The sequence below is a fragment of the Aulosira sp. FACHB-615 genome (assembly GCF_014698045.1).
Taxonomy (GTDB): domain Bacteria; phylum Cyanobacteriota; class Cyanobacteriia; order Cyanobacteriales; family Nostocaceae; genus Nostoc_B.
This window is the reverse complement of the sequence record NZ_JACJSE010000036.1, coordinates 41,019-56,971: the sequence shown is the minus strand read 5'-3', so window position 1 is coordinate 56,971 and position 15,953 is coordinate 41,019. Positions and strand designations below refer to the sequence as shown.

General features: G+C 39.6%; 14 protein-coding genes. 4 read left to right on the top strand and 10 right to left on the bottom strand.

Going from position 1 to position 15,953, the window contains the following annotated elements:
* On the bottom strand, positions 1–1,559 hold a 1,559-nt coding region (locus H6G77_RS30895; RefSeq protein WP_190873585.1), incomplete at its 3' end, for a S8 family peptidase.
* A gap of 72 nt (positions 1,560–1,631) precedes the next feature.
* Positions 1,632–1,844, bottom strand: coding sequence for a hypothetical protein (locus tag H6G77_RS30890; RefSeq protein WP_190873584.1), 213 nt, complete (start codon positions 1,842–1,844; stop codon positions 1,632–1,634).
* A 532-nt stretch (positions 1,845–2,376) separates the two neighbouring features.
* Between H6G77_RS30890 and H6G77_RS30885 the strand changes: the two genes are divergently transcribed.
* Both H6G77_RS30885 and H6G77_RS30880 read left to right on the top strand, forming a co-directional pair.
* A complete protein-coding gene (locus H6G77_RS30885; RefSeq protein WP_190595101.1) occupies positions 2,377–3,279 on the top strand; it encodes a hypothetical protein in 903 nt (300 codons plus the stop codon).
* Positions 3,280–3,284: 5 nt separating this feature from the next.
* The gene (locus H6G77_RS30880) at positions 3,285–4,034 is read left to right on the top strand and encodes a hypothetical protein (RefSeq protein WP_190595102.1); all 750 of its coding nucleotides are present in this window, start codon (positions 3,285–3,287) and stop codon (positions 4,032–4,034) included.
* Between the two features lie 221 nt (positions 4,035–4,255).
* Here the strand turns inward: H6G77_RS30880 and H6G77_RS30875 are convergent, their stop codons facing one another.
* The 4 genes from H6G77_RS30875 to fraC all read right to left on the bottom strand — a co-directional run bounded on the left by H6G77_RS30875 (position 4,256) and on the right by fraC (position 8,315).
* Complete coding sequence (locus H6G77_RS30875; protein ID WP_190873583.1) at positions 4,256–5,575, bottom strand: 2Fe-2S iron-sulfur cluster-binding protein; 1,320 nt, start codon at positions 5,573–5,575, stop codon at positions 4,256–4,258.
* 192 nt (positions 5,576–5,767) lie between these two features.
* Complete coding sequence (locus H6G77_RS30870) at positions 5,768–6,538, bottom strand: ABC transporter permease (RefSeq protein ID WP_190595104.1); 771 nt, start codon at positions 6,536–6,538, stop codon at positions 5,768–5,770.
* Between the two features lie 144 nt (positions 6,539–6,682).
* On the bottom strand, positions 6,683–7,714 hold the full coding sequence (gene fraD / locus H6G77_RS30865; RefSeq protein WP_190873582.1) for a septal junction protein FraD: 1,032 nt from the start codon (positions 7,712–7,714) through the stop codon (positions 6,683–6,685).
* A gap of 46 nt (positions 7,715–7,760) precedes the next feature.
* Positions 7,761–8,315: a filament integrity protein FraC gene (gene fraC, locus H6G77_RS30860; protein WP_190595106.1), complete on the bottom strand. Its 555-nt coding sequence runs from the start codon at positions 8,313–8,315 to the stop codon at positions 7,761–7,763.
* Between the two features lie 374 nt (positions 8,316–8,689).
* Between fraC and H6G77_RS30855 the strand changes: the two genes are divergently transcribed.
* Positions 8,690–9,826: a cob(I)yrinic acid a,c-diamide adenosyltransferase gene (locus H6G77_RS30855; RefSeq protein ID WP_190595107.1), complete on the top strand. Its 1,137-nt coding sequence runs from the start codon at positions 8,690–8,692 to the stop codon at positions 9,824–9,826.
* A gap of 167 nt (positions 9,827–9,993) precedes the next feature.
* On the opposite strand, the gene H6G77_RS30850 is transcribed toward H6G77_RS30855, so the two are convergent.
* Together H6G77_RS30850 and patX are read right to left on the bottom strand one after the other, a co-directional pair.
* Entirely contained in the window at positions 9,994–10,770 is a 777-nt protein-coding gene (locus H6G77_RS30850) for a Uma2 family endonuclease (RefSeq protein WP_190873581.1), read from the bottom strand.
* Positions 10,771–11,085: 315 nt separating this feature from the next.
* Positions 11,086–11,325, bottom strand: a complete 240-nt coding sequence (patX, locus tag H6G77_RS30845; RefSeq protein WP_190595109.1) for a heterocyst-inhibiting protein PatX — start codon at positions 11,323–11,325, stop codon at positions 11,086–11,088.
* A 1,007-nt stretch (positions 11,326–12,332) separates the two neighbouring features.
* Here patX and H6G77_RS30840 point away from each other — a divergent pair.
* Positions 12,333–13,139, top strand: coding sequence for a choice-of-anchor W domain-containing protein (locus H6G77_RS30840; RefSeq protein WP_190873580.1), 807 nt, complete (start codon positions 12,333–12,335; stop codon positions 13,137–13,139).
* Positions 13,140–13,354: 215 nt separating this feature from the next.
* On the opposite strand, the gene serS is transcribed toward H6G77_RS30840, so the two are convergent.
* Entirely contained in the window at positions 13,355–14,635 is a 1,281-nt protein-coding gene (gene serS, locus H6G77_RS30835) for a serine--tRNA ligase (RefSeq protein WP_190595111.1), read from the bottom strand.
* 478 nt (positions 14,636–15,113) lie between these two features.
* Positions 15,114–15,941 carry a FecR domain-containing protein gene (locus H6G77_RS30830; protein ID WP_190873579.1) on the bottom strand — a complete coding sequence of 276 codons (828 nt, stop codon included), beginning with the start codon at positions 15,939–15,941 and terminating at the stop codon, positions 15,114–15,116.
* Positions 15,942–15,953 lie beyond the last annotated feature (12 nt).

Here is a 15,953-nt window from a genome sequence, read left to right as displayed (position 1 = left end):
GTAATCGCCGCAGCATTAATTGTATCTGTACCAGTATTATCACTCAGTGTAGTCGTGCCATAAAAACCATACTCATTGGTGTAAAAATAAGTGTCGTTAGCAGTATCTGTATCTCCGTATAAACGTAAATTCCAACTATTAAGGATGCCAATATCTGTAGGGCCTAAATCCCGGATTCTCAATGTCCATTCACCAGCACTGCTTTCTCCCCAATGTTGGCTACTAGAAAGCCGAAATACGATATTATCTCCATCGTCCTCCTGATTACCAGGTCGGTTAACCAAAGTACTAACAATACCGCTTGGAGAAATCAGATCAACAACCAAATCACCCCGATAAGGATGAGTCAGATTCAAGTCTACTTCCACCCAATCAATCTCTAAACCAGCCGCGACTGTTAAGGTGCTACTAATGCCTATGTCATCATTATCTGGAATCGTCAAACCTAAATTACCAGAACTGTAAGAAAGAGACTGCTCATTACTAAATACACTCTGCTTTTGCCAAGTTTCTGCCAAACGTACAGCAGCATGAGCATCCACTAAACCGAATCCATAGTCGTGGCTGACGTGTAAACCTCCTCCATTCAAATTGTTAGCGCCATTAATTTGCCAAACGTAATCCCCACCTTGGTTATAGAAATCGTTTTGACGAGCAGAATAGGCCAGAATTTCTTGGATATCCCGATAACCTAAATTGCGATTGGCTTCTAGGATGAGCGCAACTACCCCAGAAACTTGAGGTGCAGCAGCAGAAGTACCGTTAAAGCTGCCAGTGTAGTCTGTAGAACTATAACCAGCAGAGCCTTGACGATCTGTGGTCACGATACTGCCAAAACTATCACTACCAAAGGCAGAAACAAGAATAGAAGCACCAGGAGTACTGTAAGAAGATACAAAGCCATTATCGTCAAGTGCAGCTACAGTAATTACCTGACGGGAGTTTTGAAAGTTGTGATAGTTAGTATTATCTCCTTCTTGACGGCTATTTCCGGCGGCAAATACGATCGCTGTTCCTAATCCATTACGTCCATTAGTAACAGCATTTTGGATAGCCTGTCCCGCTTGTGGAAAGCGATAAAAATCATCAAGAAAAAAATTAGTTCCGAAGCCCCAACTATTATTGACAACATCAAAACTCGCAGCACGCCACAGAGCATCAGTCGCAGTAACTATCGAACCAGGAATTGCTCTAATACCAGTAATGCGTGCATTGTAAGCAACTCCCACACTACCAATACCGTTTCTTTCAGCAGCAATGATACCTGCTACTGATGTCCCGTGGGAATCTCCACCTTGCGAATAAGGCAGATTCAGTCCAAAAGGATCAGAATCTTGGTCAATCGAGTCATAATCTCTGCTTGTGTCGTAATTATCATTGAGATCGGGGTGAAGATAATCAAATCCATCATCGATTATACCAACAGTAACACCGCGTCCTGTGTAGTCATCCCAAACATCAACCACATTGAGATCAATACCAGGAGTACCACCAGATTGACCTTGGTTATATAAATACCATTGATTTGGAAATAAGGGATCGGAAGGAATAGTAGTCATAGATTTGTTGTGTTAATAGTAAAAATGCTTGAATTGGGCTAAAGCCTATTGAGTTTTATCTGATGTGCGTTACTAAATGTTGTTTAATTGGCAAGTTTCGTGGCTTGTGGAGTTTCTGCTTGAAGACCAGTAATTTTTTCTAACTGCGATCGCTTTTTGTGGATAGGTTAGCGTCCAACCGTGATTTTTCATTAGATGGCGAGTAAACCCAAATTCATGGCTTGGATCATGTAATTTAAAATCTTGTAAACCTTGATAAAGGGCGGCTTCAAAAGCATTAAACATGAGTAGTCACCTTGATTAAAAGTATGCACATCATCGTCCATATCTAGAGATGAGTAAATATTGAGAAAGTGTAGTGAGGTGTAATGTAGCGGTAGTCAGAGATGTTAGAGCAATTTAAAAATTTGAATGCCAGGAATAGTAAGACTTTTCTTCCTGCTTATTGTCTTCTGGTACATGTCTATTGTTTTCTGGTATATGTCTAGTAAGTCTGGGCGGAGGTGAAAATCTAGTTTCAAAGCTTTATATAGCAAGGGTTATAGAATAGCCGCCATAAAGATACAACTAAATTTAGAACCAAGTTAAATGGAAAAGTAAGACTTTTGCCCTAAGCTTATTGATAATAGAATCAATCAAGCCAGAAAATGAAGTTTATCTTTTTATAGAATACTGGCTTAAAACTATTGCTGCATCTTATTTACAGAGGTTTTCGTTACCCCATCAGCTAGGAAGTAGAATGGATTAATGACATATCTCTGACTGAGTAATTGCAAATTATTTTGTTTTTCTGTGCTTTTTAATTGGCAAATATTTTATGAATTGGAATTCTTTTTTAGAAGCACTATGCAATTCTAGAGAATCTGAACTTACACCTCTGGAAATAGAAGTGTTAATGTGTTTAGGGGAAAGCCACTGTCCTACAAAAAAAGATTTATTAGACACTTACATTAAATCCTATTCGCTAATTGAAGAAGAAGCTTTTACCCAAAGGCTCAAAAATATCTATAGAAAATTTCAAATTTATGGAAAAGGATATAAGCTTCCACAACTTCATAAGTATCTGACGGAAAAATATATTCAATATCAAAACAAAGATATCTTTTTTTCTCAGATAGGTTTGAATTATATATATCCAAATTTTCCTAGGGATACCTTTGGCAAGGAACTTGAGAAATTGATTTATTCAGATAATCCAGAGCAGAAATATGTAGATATTCTTCAGACTTTTGCTCCTAATTTAAATGATTATTTTGAGCATTTAACTGAGTGCGTTAAAAATCATGTCCGAATCAGAATCTTACTTGCTTGGCCTTATTCCAATGCTGCCAAGCTGAGAGAAGATGTTCTGAGAAAATATGCTAATACTAGTATTAATGATGAACTCAATATTTGTGATTATGTAATTGCTAATTTGGAGATGCTAGAAAAAATCATCAGAATTTCCGATAATTCTCAACTGCTCAACATTAAGCTTTATGATACACTTCCTTCTCTGGCAATTTATCGGGCTGGTGATTATATGTTAGCTGCACCTTTCCTACATGGTTCCCTTGCTGTTAATACATTTCAGTTAGAAATGAAACTGAATACTTCTAATCAATTTATAACGCATACTTTACAAAACGATTTTGAATTGATGTGGCAAGTTGCTCGCCGATTTTATCCAGATCCCAATATAAATTGGAGAAATGACCTCAAAATTCTATTTACAACCTAGAAATTATGATGGAAAAAATCAATAGTTTTGAGATTTCATTGATTGAGGAATTTAAATCACATCCACTATTTATTCAAATTGATACAATCTCTTGGCAGAATTTCCTAGAAATCCTCATCCAGCGCCGCTTTTTATCACTTTCTATTGTCAATATCTACGAATTTGTGATTGATGCTCTTACCGATGAGCAGATTAAAAAAATTGTTAGAGGCATTCTAAATGAAGAATTTCCTCGTAATACAAAAGGCATTCCACTTCCTTCCCATCGAGAGTTACTTTTCCAAGATTTGCTGAATCTAGGCGCTACCTCTGAAATGATTTTAACCATGCCTGAAACGCCTCATACTAAAATGGTCAGAGATGAAAGCTATAAACTAATGGTTGGTTGTCTAGAGAAAAAGCATTTTCAACTGGGGCTTGTAGCGTTTCTGCGTTTTTGGGCAGAGGTACTGGTTTCAGTTGAGTATTCCTGTTTGTGGGAAAGAATTTCTGAACGTTTATCAAATGGACAATCAAACCACAAAATTAGATCAGAATTTTATTATTTCCACATGATCCATGACAGCAGAAACTCTGATATTGGTAAAGAAAGCTTTCTAGGTGGACTCACTCACTCTCAAGAGTTGGCAATTCACTTACAAAAACTAATTACCTCTGAAGATGCCTTACTTTACTGCATCAATATTGAAAATAACGCATACCAACTAAAATATCAGTTTTACGATCAATTCGTTGGCGATCGCCCTAATTTGTGAACATAAAAAGGAGTCAAAAGACAGAATGCAGAATTGGTGAATACTCCACCCATATAGGACTTACGCATAAAAACAAAAAATTAAGGGTTTTGGTGAGGGTGTAGGGGTACAGGGGTATAGGGTGTACTTATTCAAAATCCTTACACTCAATCTCCACAGATAATCTTTGTGCGTAAGTCCTGCTATAAAGAGATGGAGTTTAAATCTGGTATCAACCTTAATTAAATATCCAACACCAATTTAGAACTACCGGGTTGAGAAATACAAATCAACACCGAACCTTCATCAATAGTTGCACCTGGTTCTTCTTGATAACTCACTTCCCCTTCGCGGAGTTTACACATACAAGTACCACAAACTCCTATCCGACAACTAAAAGGCGCATCAATATCATTAGCTTCGGCAAATTCTAAAATAGTGCCATCGCTCGGTTGCCATGTTAAAGTTTTACCAGATTTAGCAAAGACAATTTCTGCAAATTCCTCACCTTGAGTTGCAGTCTGAGTTGATTTTGGCGACTCAGTTTTTATCGGGTTCCCGAAGGATTCAAAGAAAACTTTATTATTAGGTACTCCAGCCGCTTTGAGTCCTTCAGTAACAGACTGAATAAATGGAGTTGAACCACATAAAAAATATTCCGCTTCTTGTTGACATAATTCCTGCACTAAAGCTGCATCAACATATCCTACACTTTGATATTTACCTGCATCTTCTGTTCTAGGACGACTGTAGCGAATATGTACATTTAAATTAGAATTTTGTTGGGCAATTTCCATAATTTCATCATGAAAAGCATGGAATTGTCCGTCTCTTGCACCATGTATAAACCAAACCTGACGCTGAGGATTCAGTCGAGTACAAGCTTTCGCCATACTGATCATCGGTGTAATTCCCACACCATTACTAATCAAGACTGCGGGGGTAGATTTATGCACATCCAGCACAAATTTACCGTTTGGTGGTTTGGCGGGAATAACTGCACCTTCTTGAATGCGATCGTGCATAAAATTAGATGCTACACCAGGCATGACATCTAATCCATTGGGTGCAAGTTCGCGTTTAATAGAAAGACGATAATATTCACTCGTTTCAGAATAATCTGACAGTGAATAAGTCCGAATTACAGGCTTATTATGTCCAGGAATATCAAGTTTAATCGTCAGAAATTGCCCTGGTTGAAAGTTGGGAATTTCACCTTTATCCTCTGGTTGTAAATAAAAAGATGTGATTTCTTCGCTTTCTTTTACCTTGCGAACCACAACAAAATTTCGCCAGTCTTGCCAAACATTGCTGTCTGCTGTGGAAATGTCGGGAGTGGATTTATCTTCACTATCTTTACCTGTGTAAACCAAGCCAAATACAGCCCCAGCCGCCGCGCCAAATAGTGAAGAATACACACCAAATTGATGGGCAGATTTATCTTTAGGATTGGCAAACCCAATAATAATAGCAGTAGACAAAGTAACTACTGAACCAACGGTAGCTGCTGCGGCAACGCTTCTGACTAATGGATGGTTAATTCTTCCCAGACTTTCCAGCATTGTTATTTCCTACCTCAGACTTTTAGTTATGTTGGTATGTACTTGCAAAGATTCTGGTTTCAGTCATTTTTAAAAAAGATTATCAGCATCCTAGCGTTCGTTTTTATTACCTTTGGTTCTCTTTAGATTTACTTTAGAAATACCGCGTGAATTAATTAAGAATTACAAACAATTTCTGATGGTGACTAACATTTAAAACTCCCGCTTAGAGAAGACGAAACTAGCGATCGCCAGCAGCATAATACAATAAAGTACGCCATAAGCAGCATTGGTAATTAATATAGTTGCATTCGGTAAAGCCTGCATTCCATACACCGCATCGTTTTTTAAATCTAAGCGCGATAAATCTGGCAAAATCAGATACAACCCTTGGGTGATGCGTTCCATTGTGGGGTTTTGACTCAAACGCCCGAATTTAACTACATCTTGGCTAATATTCCCCATTAAATACACAGCAAAGGTTAACGTTATCGCCAGTAAAGCATTAGTGAAAACACCCAGTGTAATCGCCACAGCGTTGATTAAAGATATCTGTAAAAACAGAAAAACTGCGGCAATCACAATACTAAGTGTAGGATGAGGGATATTCTCTATTTGCAAAAATCCCAGATAAATGGCCGTCATCGTGCTGATTAACACAGCCAAAACTGCTGACAAACCCAAAAATTTGCCAGCAATAATTTCACTGCGGCTGACTGGTTTTGCAATTAACACTAAAATAGTGCGTTTATCAATTTCCTTTTTCACCAGTCCTGTACCGATAAAAACGGCGACAATTAAGCTAATGACATTAATCGCCACTATCCCAAAGTCTAAGATCATCTTGTTTTCAGTAGTCGCCGCAAATTCCGGTAGTACTCGCCACGCGATCGCCAGCACTAACGTATAAAATCCAATCACATATAAAATGCGATCGCGTACTACTTCCTGAAATACATTTTTCGCAATTACAAAAGTTCTCATCTGTTCTTAAAAGTGCTGAGTGCTGAGTGCTGAGTGTTGAGTGCTGAGTGCTGAGTGCTGAGTGTTGAGTTAAAGATTCTAATTTTCCCCCTTGTCCCCCTTACCTCTCCTACTCCCTACTCCCCATTCCCCACTCCCACAAAACTACTGTTGTGGTGGTGGAGAACCTGCAACAAACTTACTGACGCGATCGCATTCTATTTCTCCGACTGCAATTTTGTCTTCTGGGTTTGTGCTTGTAATAGCTTTTTTACCTGAAGTTGCTACCGGATCAATCCGACAAGATTTTTTCAGATAATATCCTTTTTGACTAGAACTAGGGCCACGCCAAATACTCAGCAAATCTAAAACATATCCCCCTGATTTTGTATTTGTCACACGCGGTTCAACTCGCCACAAAGCTTTTTCTTCATACTTTCCTAGCTGTTTATCAATAACTCGATTACCTAAATTGCCTACTTGTAATTTGGCATCTAGTAGCCATTTTTCTACCTGTGACCAAGGTCTTTCATCAATTTGCTGTTCTACTAGTGGTTGTAGTTTATCTAAAATAATCACGCCATTTTTTGGCACTTTTTCGCTAATGTCTGTTCTTCTGACAAAGGTACTGCGCTGAAAATTATCGGCCAGCAAACTAGGATATTCTTGTAACCATTTATCCATGACAAAGTAAAATTGTATCCAGCAACTTAAAATCATACAACTGGCTACTAAAATCAGAATTTTCTGCCTGACTTCTGGCTTAGGAATTTGCGCTTTAGAATCTGTATCTGTGCCTTCAAAAAATTCGGGAATTGCTGTAATTAAAGAAGATATCGTCGGCCAAAGCACAATGGTTCTAGGCGTAATTACATCCTGCTGATTACCAAACGCAAAAACACTGACTAAAAATCCTGTAATCAATGCACCCACAGGCATAAAAGTGCCAGGAACTCTGATGGGATCATCAGTGGTATACCAAGCTGTGCCAGCAATTAAAAATAACCAGCCACAAAATGCAATGATATCTCTGATATAACCATTGGCAAAATAAGATAAAAATCCTGAAAATACACTCAAATAAATAAATGTCTGCCAAGCATAGGCTTGAGTAGGAACTAAGATTTTTTTGACCCTGGCATAGACATCTTCAAAAATTTTAAATATGCCAAACAAATCTTTAAACAAAACATTCATTTTTTCACCTCTAACGTTATAGATATGTCCAAATAACTAACAGTATTTAGCGATTGCGAATCAATAAAATGATCGTAATCACTGTATAACTAAGAGAATTGGCGATTAATGTAGCAGTCACCAAATTAGTAGTTTGCAATTTGATTCCCGGAATCTCACGGCGTAACTGTCGGCGCTGGGATGTTTCGGCAATTTCTGGTTTTTTCCAACCATCGTCTCTTAAGGTAAATACCAAAAGCTGTAACAGGACAAATTTCATTAAAAAAGTAGCAAAGAAAATAATCGAAGTCGTAAAAATTAACGTGGCTTGGGTAGTGGGAGAGCGAAAATTATTAAAAAATACATAGTTAATTAATTCCGATTTAAAGTCTGGGGGCAGCATCGGTTCTAAGATAAAAAATATTACCCAACCAATAGTTCCCGAAAAAAGATTAGTGGCGATCGCATAAAAAATACTCGTTTTTTTGTCAAACTTTAACCGCCAATGGAAAATATAAGCTTCAATCGGAATCGCCACCAGGAAAAATAATAAATTAAACAACATCACGCCAATCGGCAACAGTCGCGGCGGGTTAGGTAGGGTAAAAATGTCGTTGAGCATAGTCAGGTAGGTTTGTAGTGAAAGGGTAAGGACAAAATGGGGATAATCAGGCTGATATAGTCAATCACTAAGTCCCGTTGGGGCGGGAGTAGAGAGTGAGAAAGGAATCAACAACCCGTCGGTGGGAAGCACCACCTTTGAGGGTGATAGCATGAGTGGGGTTTTCAAGCCTTCATCAATGCTGTATCCCAACTCCCGACTCCCGATTCCCTACTCCCCTGGATTTACCATCTTGGTGTGCCAGTATACCCCTATTTACCCTGTTAATATATCCTGCTAACTCTTGTATGGAAGTACCCAACCAAGATTTTTATATCTGGAAGTGCAAGAGGTTAGGTAAGATTAGAGACTGCCACGTTACAGGTTTTTGAGAGATGACAAGGAACGGCATTGGAATTCGCACAGCACAAGCACGTTCTGAGCGACTCACAGGTCAAATTCACGTTTATGATGGTTTGGGTAAAGGCAAATCCCAAGCGGCTTTAGGGGTCGTACTGCGCTCAATTGGTTTAGGGATAAATACTCAAAATAATTACAATCGCGTTTTACTGCTGCGCTTTTTAAAAGGGCCAGAACGTGATTATGATGAGGATGGAGCGATCGCAGCCCTACAGCGTGGATTTCCTCATTTAATTGATCAGGTACGGACGGGAAGAGCCGAATTTTTTAGTGCTGAAGAAATTATCCCCTACGACCGACAAGAAGCAGCACGGGGTTGGGATGTCGCCAAAGGTGCGATCGCCTCTGGGTTATATTCAGTAGTAGTATTAGATGAACTTAACCCCGTTCTCGATTTGGGTTTGCTACCTGTAGATGAAGTGGTACGCACGTTAAAATCCAAACCCCAAGAATTAGAAATCATTGCTACCGGACGCGGCGCACCCGAAAAATTGCTAGAAATTGCCGATTTACACTCGGAAATGAAGCCGCAACATCACCCCATCGCCCAACAGCTATTAATTGAAGGGATTGAAATTTATACTGGTGCAGGGAAAGGTAAATCAACCAGCGCCTTGGGGAAAGCTTTACAAGCTATTGGTAGGGGAATTAACCATCCCGGTTCTACTCGCGTGTTAATTATGCAATGGCTCAAAGGTGGTAGCGGTTATACCGAAGATGCAGCGATCGCTGCCTTGCAACAATCATACCCAGAAGTGGTAGATCATCAACGTTGTGGCAGAGATGCGATCGTGTGGCGCAATTCCCGGCAAGAATTAGATTATGTCGAAGCAGAACGCGGTTGGGAAATTGCCAAAACTGCGATCGCATCTGGGTTGTATAAAACGATCATCTTAGATGAACTCAACCCCACAGTTGATTTAGAACTCCTCCCAGTTGAACCAATTGTCCAAGCCTTACTCCGCAAACCCCGTGACACAGAAGTTATTATTACTGGCCGTTGCCAACAACAACCCGCTTATTTTGATTTAGCCAGTATCCACTCTGAGGTATATTGTCACAAGCACTATGCTAATCACGGCGTAGAACTCAAGCGGGGAGTTGATTTTTAAATGGATGATACTAACGTGCTGGATTTAGCAACTGGCGGATTGGCGATCGCTATTTTGCTTGGTGGTATGTTAATGATGTTCTCAACTATCTTGACCACCAAGAAATGATTACCTTACACCAATACCGCCGCTCTAGGGTCTACCCAGCTTATATGATGTTAGTACAGCTACTCCAAAGCAGGTAAATTATTCGGGTCAATGCCTTGAGATGCCAGATAAGCGATTAATCTTTCTTTTTGCTGACGTTCTTGTTCAGCGCGTTGGCGTTCTTGTTCAGCACGTTGGCGTTCCTGTTCAATTTGTTCCACAGCCCAAGGTAACAAATTACCATTGGCATCCCACCAGCGCAACCAATAACCAGTCCGGGCTTCTTTAGTACCTTGCCAAGTTCCTAAGAATAAATTCATCGACTCTACCCAATGACGACCATTTTCATCGGGTAGCTGCAACTCATAGCGTTGATTTTTCAGTTGGTAAAATTCTAATAAACCCCCATCTGGTTCAAAAATCACATAGATGGGAACTTGTAAAATCTGTTCATAGAAAAACCATCTTCCTGGCGGATAGGTGCGTTTAACAGAATATTCACCGCCTTCGGTGTCAGAGAGAATTTCCATCACGATCGCAGGTACTTCACCTTCTAAATTAGGAGTATAACTTTTGCGATCGCTTAAAATTTGATTTACTGCTGGAACATAAACCCAATCAGGTGCTTTTAAAATCAATTGTCCATTGACAGTTGCACAAAGACCAAAATTCGAGGCTATCAACATCTGTGGTTGAATAAAACCGCTAATTTCTAGGCTTTCACGCAACGCACCAGCCAAAATTGGCTGATTGGTATTCTCCACAGGTTCATCCTCTAATTGATAATCATTGGGCAATGCTTCCCAAGAGATTACCATGTCAGTAGGCGATTTAGCTGCACTGAGTTGGGTTGCCATAACACAGCATCAATATTAGTTTCTTCTTATGTTACCCCTCCCAGCACGAAGATGATGCGATCGTACTTAGAAACGGGTAGATGCCAAGTTCAAAATATCTCAATGAGACTTCTTGGATTTTAAAATCTAAAATCTCAAAAAATTTTCAAAAAACAAGAAATTATCTGATTGAAGGAATAGGTGCTTTTAAGAAACGAGCAGCAGAAATACTACGAAAATGTTAAATTTCTTTGAGGATAAAATGTGATCTGAACGCCAGAAATTCTGGAAAATGCTTTTATTTCTATTAGATTCTTTTTTTAGCCTAAAAGAACTCTAACCAACGGGAAAAGCATTATTTAGAGACTCAATTAAATCTCTGCGTCCACTACCACGATGAGGTGCCGGATTTTCTGGCTCATTTGATTTAGGCTTGGGTTTTGGTTTTGCTGATAACAACATTTTGCCTCCTGTATCACCAATTAGCATATATGAGCGATTTAAACTGTCTGAACCGTTAAATACCAAAGAACCGAGAACCACACTAGAAACTAAAAGCGAAAATGTAACACGCATGGCAGATATTTCTTGTGAACTCTTATATTCACTGCTACTGAGTTTCTGAATGTGTATCCGGAAAGTTTATAAAATAGTATTCTGTTTGACAGAAAGAAATTGAGTTTGACGTTAGGTAACTACTCCTGAGTCCAAGAGATACCAGCATAACCAATCATGTTCATCGCCAAGAGTGGGTATTAGGACTTACGCAGTAAGACGAAATATCAAGGGTTTAAGGGTGTATATATCTAAAACTCTTACACCCCATACCCTTTCACTCACAAGTGTAGGTTTTTAACAGAGTGATGAGTAGCGACACTAAAAATCACGATTTAATCAGAGTTCCACCCCTTCACACCCTTACACCCCTACACCCTAAATCAAGGTTTTTGGGGCATAACGTAAAAAACCTACACCAGTCAGATACCCTTTCACCCCTATACCCAAACTCCACAGACAATCTTGGTGCGTAAGTCCTAACTTTAATTGTTAGCTACAAGCTGTCAGTTGGGTAATTCCAGAAATTGAATGATTCAATTTACAAAGTGCAAGCAGGCTCTTTCTCCCCTGGCTTACTCATAGTTATGGAATATTGATTGGCTTTGGAAGTTCCTGGATGAACGCGGATGGCATATATAGCGGTTCTCGTTCCAGTGAGGTACATTTCTCTAGCCTCTTTTCTCCATCTACTTGTACTGCACTCAACCGAGAAACGCTATATCAAGCTGTAAATTGTATACGTACGTATATTTAACTAAAAAGTTAAAATTTTATCTTATATAAAGTTTCAATCAAAATCAGCCAATAGTTATCGACAGTATAGGTGACTTTGTTTTACTCTAAAAACACAAAACATCACCTAGCTCTATTACTGGTATATAAAAGATTTTGCCTATCAAAATATTCAGTAAATAGCAAAGCTAAAAATTGATGTGGACTATATTTATTTACTGAGTAAAAAATCGAACCAAATTAATCGGGTGCAGACTACTAAATTGTTAAAAATAGCTATTTGTGGAGAATTTATGTCATTTTTAACCAAATATCGAGCTAATAGTCAATTATTGTTAACTTTAGGGTTAATGATATCGGGATTATTGATATTACCCAACCCAGCAAAAGCGGTTACACTTACGCCTCTAACATCACAAGATGCTAACCCAGGCTTTGATGACACGGACTTTAATTTACTCCTAGACCAAGGAGATTTTAAGGAGTTATTTGTTGCAGAAGCTCGAATTGGTAACAATGGATTTGGTGGCAACGGTGAGCGGGAATTAGGGATTAATCGAGATGTGAGAGCAACTGTAAATCCAGGGCAACCTGTGGCTAAAGCAGATTTAGTCTGGGGTAATGGTAAAGTTTGGGACTTTAGTTTGGAATATACAGGTAGTAAAGTAACTTACAAAGTTTTTGATACTTCCCAAACTTTCCAATTAATAACTCAAGAATTTAGCGGTGCTGTCACAGATATCTTTATCCGCACCTTTGCTAATAAAGGTAGTGGTAACAACCTTCAAAACGCTGTTTCTTTAACTAATTTAGTTCTTAATGGTACAGCTTTAGGCAGTTTAGCATCGGCAAGTACAAATACTACAAAAGACTTAGATTATCTCCATCTCACTGGTCTTTCTGCACCCTTTACACTAACTGGTAAAACAGCATTTAGCTGGGTTGGTGCAGCACCTAGTCGTTCTAACTTGGCCTTCCAAATCAAAGTCGGTACTTCTCAATCAGTTCCAGAACCTAGTACTCTTGCGGCTATCTTCTTGGCGACTATGACAAGTGCAGCAACTTTAAAAAAACAAAAGATAGCTGCTCAAAAAGCTTAAATTGATTATGTAATTTAGGCTAATCAAGATTGTCTGTAGAAATTGGGTATAAGGCAATACGGTTCAGTTAAGAGAATAGTAAGGTTGGGTGTAGCGATCGCGTAACCCAACAAAGTATCTTAACTTGAGCCAAGTGGCTTGTGTATTTATCCAAAACCCTTTCACCCCTAAACCCAATCTCCACAGACAACCTTTGTGTGTAAGTCCTGGGTTGATTACAACACCTCGCGCCCCAAATAAGGTTGCAGTGCTTCCGGTATTAAAATTGTCCCGTCTGGTTGTTGGTAATTTTCCAAAACCGCAGCCATAGTACGTCCAATTGCTAAACCGGAACCGTTGAGGGTATGGACAAACTGTGTACCTTTTTTACCTGCTTCCTTAAAACGAATATCAGCTCGTCGTGCTTGAAAGTCTACAAAGTTAGAACAGCTAGAAATTTCGCGGTATTTGCCAGCCGAAGGTAGCCAAACTTCTAAATCGTAGGTTTTGGTGGAGGAAAATCCTAAATCTCCAGTACATAAATTTACTACCCGATAAGGTAGCTTTAATGCCTGTAAAATTGCTTCGGCATTACCCACCAATTTTTCTAGTTCGTCAAAGGATGTCTCAGGCTGGACAAATTTTACCAGTTCCACTTTGTTAAATTGATGCAGGCGAATTAACCCCCGCATATCACGGCCATAACTACCAGCTTCCCGACGAAAACAGGGAGTATAAGCACAGTGGTAAATAGGTAAGTCTTCAGCAGCGAGAATTTCCCCACGATAGAGGTTTGTCACGGGTACTTCTGCTGTGGGAATTAGCCACAAATCATCATCAGCACATTTAAAGCTTTCTTCAGCGAATTTCGGAAGTTGGCCGGTTGCTGTCAGTGAGTCAGTGTTAACTAACAATGGCGGACTAACTTCTATATATCCTGCCTGAATTTGGCGATCGAGCATAAATTGAATTAATGCTCTTTCTAGTGCTGCACCAGCCCCAATTAAGCTAGTAAAGCGACTTTGGGCAACTTTAACAGCACGTTCAAAATTGAGAATACCTAGTTTTTCGCCAATTTCCCAGTGCGGCAGAATGTTGGGGTTTTGTGGAATATACTCATCACCCCAACGGCGAACTTCAACGTTATTTTCCTCATCTTTGCCAACAGGTGTAGAGTCACTCGGTAAATTGGGTAGAGCGAGTACCAGCCTGTGAATTTCAGCTTTCAGTTCTTTTTCTTTTGGTTCCAGTTCACTCAACTGAGCTTTAATGGAGTTACCTTCATCACGCAAAGCTTGAATTTCTGGGTCTTGAGGATTAACACCAGATTTGATCTTCTGACCGACAAGTTTACCAATTTCGTTACTCCGAGCTTGGAGTTGACTGCGGCTCATCTCCAGTTCTCGTTGTTGCTTGTCTAACTCTAATATCGGTTGAATGTCATAATTACCGCTACGACCGTTCAACCGCTCTTGAACTAATTGGGGATTTTCCCGTATTTGCTTGATATCCAGCACAGATTTTTCTCAGTTTTTAGCCTAGAATCTTCTTGATCAATACAGTTAACATACAAGGATTCAGCATATATTAATTTTGGCTGACTAGAACTGAAAAATCATTGTTATTTTAAACTATTGGCGCGGCAAGGCTAAAGTAGTGCATTAGATTGAAAAAATTAACCGCAGATGGACGCGGATGAAATTGATTGTTTAATACAACATTTGAGGCTTACAGCGTTTTTCATCCCAATGAGGTACATTCATCTAGTCTTGAGCATCCTAGCCTCTAACCTCTATACCCCTCCACTACCAATACGGTTCGGTTAACAAATGTATCTGTTGAGGTGAGCAGGGGGGCGGAGGAGCTTCAGGTGCAGGGGAGAGCGTACCTTCGTTCCCCCTTTCACCCCTGCATCCCTGCACCCTTGCTTGCCTACACAAGTAAGTTTCTTATCCGAACCGTATTGCCTCCACTACATATATTTCAAAAATCAGTTTAAGGAACTACCAGTTGGTATAGTTGTTTTGTCCCTAATGGTGTTAACACTGAAGCTTCTACTTTGCGGTTAGAAGGTAAAGGCAAAGTAATATCAAATCTGCCATTTAAATCAACATTTTGAGGCTGTTGATTAATTGACAGTATATTTACCGGATCAATAGTACCAATAATCTGGACTTGTCTATCTCTAGCTCGAAGTTGACTCACATTCAAACGAGTATCTTCTCGCAACGGGACTGCTGGTGAGGGTGGTTGTCCAGGGATAGTCAGATTTTGAAATCCAGCTTTTACCAGTACTGCTTGTCCTTGAGCAGAGGTGGCTACTGCTCCTTTTTTAGTTCCAACACCCATTTTACCGTCATTTTGAACACTCACACCAAACTCTGTGCCTCGGACTCCAGCAATTCCCGCCGGGGTTTTAATTTCCACACGAGATGTATTATGAGTTAGGGGGCGAACTTGTAGGTTTACTTGGCCAGACAAGACTTGTAATTGTGTAATGCGTTGGCCTTTACTACCTGTTTCCAGCTTTTGTACAGTTACAGTTGTGTTTTCCGCAACTTTAACGAAACCCGCACCTGTGTCAATTCCCAGCACTACACTAGAACTTTGTTTAGTGGTGATGGTATCACCGACTGATTTTAATCGCATTCCATTGCGGACTGCTTGAGATGTTTGTCCACGGGAATAAATAACTTGTCCAATGGGGCGGCGTACTTCTAGCCATTGATTGCTCTTGACTTTTAGTGGTTCAGCTGCTGGGGCATGAAAAGCAATAACTAACCCAACTATAACCACCATCAAACCTGCCCACCAAGCTTTCATAAAACTTTCTAC